Here is a 2,092-nt window from a genome sequence, read left to right as displayed (position 1 = left end):
GCCTATTTTTATTTTGCGCGGGTAACCTTGTGGGGGGTTTTTTCTCCCTATGTTCTTCTATCCCCCGCCCCAACCCCCCCCCCGGGCGTGTGTGGCGGGGGGCGCCCCGGGGGCCCCCCCGGCCAGCCACTTTCGAGAGGTTGAGGACATGCACCACATCGCTCGACGTACAGCTGCCTGCACCATGACGCTCGCCGCGGCGACCCTGCTGTTCGCCGGCTGCAGCAACGACGACAACAAGGATTCCGACAGCGCGGCATCGTCCACCCCGATGGCGGCCACCACCACGCCCGCCACCACCTCCGAACACGGGATGGACCACGAGGGCGGGTCCGCGACCGAGACCAAGATCGCCACTCCGAACGGCGAGTTCACCGTCTCCGGCAACATTCTCGAGAAGTACACCGAGATGGGCGGGCCGCAGAGCGCGCTCGGAGCGCCGGAGAAGGCGGCGGTGAACGGCCCCGACGGCGGCTCGTGCCAGGAGTTCACCGGCGGGTCGATCTGCTGGAGTGAGAAGACCGACGCGCACGTGGTGTGGGGCGACATCGGCGTCGAATGGGAGAACAACGGCGGCGTCAACGGCAAGCTCGGCTACCCGACCAGCGACGAGAAGGACATCGCCGGTGGTAAGGAGAGCGAATTCACCGGCGGCACCATCAGCTGGAACTCCGCCGACCGCAAGACCACGGTGACGGAGAAGTAGCACTCCCGTCGCGTCTCGGCCCCGGAAACCTCCCAAGGTTTCCGGGGTCGTTGCTGTGGATTGTCTGCGTGTTCGGGGTTGGGGTCCCCATTCCCGCCGCGGAATCGGTAGGTTGTCGGGGTGCACACTCTGTTGACCGATCGTGAGCTGTTGGAATCGCTCGCGCTAGAGGTGGAACTGAACCTGCGGCGGCATATCGACGCGGCCGACGGCTGGCAGCCGCACGACTACGTGCCCTGGGACGACGGGCGCAACTTCGCCTTCCTCGGCGGAACCGACTGGGAGCCGGGGCAATCGGAGCTCGGTGAGGTCGCGAAGCTGGCGCTCACGGTCAGCGTGCTGATCGCCGACAACCTGCCCTCCTATCACCGCGAGGTCGGCAAGTACCTGCGCACCGGTCCGTGGTGGCGGTGGGTCGGCCGCTGGACGGCCGAGGAGAATCGGCACGAGATCATGATCCGCAACTACCTGATGGTGACGCGGTCGGTCGATCCGGTCGAGCTGGAGCGCGCGCGGATGGCGCATATGACCGCCGGATTCCGCCGCCCCGCGCTGCATCTGCTGGATGTGCTGGCCGCCTGCGCGTTCGAGGAGGCGGCCGCCGCGGTGCGTCACCGCAATACCGCAGCGCTGCAGGAGAATCCGATCGTGACCGCGATCGCCGAGCGGATCGCCGCCGACGACGAGCTGCAGTCGGTGTTCTTCGCCAATCTCATTGCCGCAGCGCTCGATCTGGCGCCGGACCAGACCGTGCGCGCGATCGCCGACCGGATCACGGACTTCCGCATCCCCGAGGTCCCGCTGCCCGACGGGCGCAACAGCACCGAGGTGCTCGCCGAGGCCGGAATCTACGATCCGGCGCGCACGGGGGAACTGGTCTTCAGCCCGCTGCTGGAGCGCTGGAACATCTTCTCCCGCACCGACTTCGGCGATGCGGGAGAGCAGGCGCGGGCGGAGTTGGCCCACCTGCGCCCCTGAGGATCAGCGGCGGACGGCGCGCCAGAGGCCGACCGCGGTGCCGCGCAGGAAGTTCTCCCAGCTGAAGTGGTCGTGCCACAGCGTGATCCGGCCGTCCACGATCTCGAAGGTGCCGCAGACCCAGAAGGCGATCTCCACGGGACCGGCCCGCAGGTAGTCGATGCGCTCGGTGAGCACCGTGCTGCCCTCCGCGGCGGGGGAGCCGTGGGTTTACGCGGGGATTTGGTTGATATAGGCGGGGGTTACGGAAGACGGGCGGGTAAGGCCCCGCCGCACGCCGCCCCCGCGCCCCGCCCCGCGGGCGGGGGGGCGGGGGGGGGGCTCCACCCGCCGTTTTTTCTTACCCCGCCCCTAAAAAAAAAATCCCCCGGCGAAACCCCACGGCTCCCCCGCCGCGGAGGGCAGCAC

Annotated in this window: 2 protein-coding genes and 1 pseudogene; 2 read left to right on the top strand and 1 reads right to left on the bottom strand. The window is 68.4% G+C overall.

Annotation, left to right across the window (positions count from 1 at the left end):
* Positions 1–148: 148 nt before the first annotated feature.
* Both QH290_RS00035 and QH290_RS00030 read left to right on the top strand, forming a co-directional pair.
* Complete coding sequence (locus QH290_RS00035; protein ID WP_280268516.1) at positions 149–706, top strand: LGFP repeat-containing protein; 558 nt, start codon at positions 149–151, stop codon at positions 704–706.
* Between the two features lie 120 nt (positions 707–826).
* Positions 827–1,684 (top strand): acyl-ACP desaturase, encoded by an 858-nt coding sequence (locus QH290_RS00030; RefSeq protein WP_280381605.1) that lies wholly within the window; start codon positions 827–829, stop codon positions 1,682–1,684.
* A gap of 3 nt (positions 1,685–1,687) precedes the next feature.
* Here QH290_RS00030 and QH290_RS00025 read toward each other — a convergent pair.
* Positions 1,688–1,867: pseudogene (locus QH290_RS00025) on the bottom strand (limonene-1,2-epoxide hydrolase family protein); the annotation flags it as partial.
* Between the last annotated feature and the right edge of the window lie 225 nt (positions 1,868–2,092).

The sequence above is a fragment of the Nocardia wallacei genome (genome assembly GCF_029869545.1).
Classification (GTDB): domain Bacteria; phylum Actinomycetota; class Actinomycetes; order Mycobacteriales; family Mycobacteriaceae; genus Nocardia; species Nocardia wallacei_A.
Note: the sequence above shows the minus strand (reverse complement) of the source record. Positions and strands in the feature narration are given on the sequence as shown.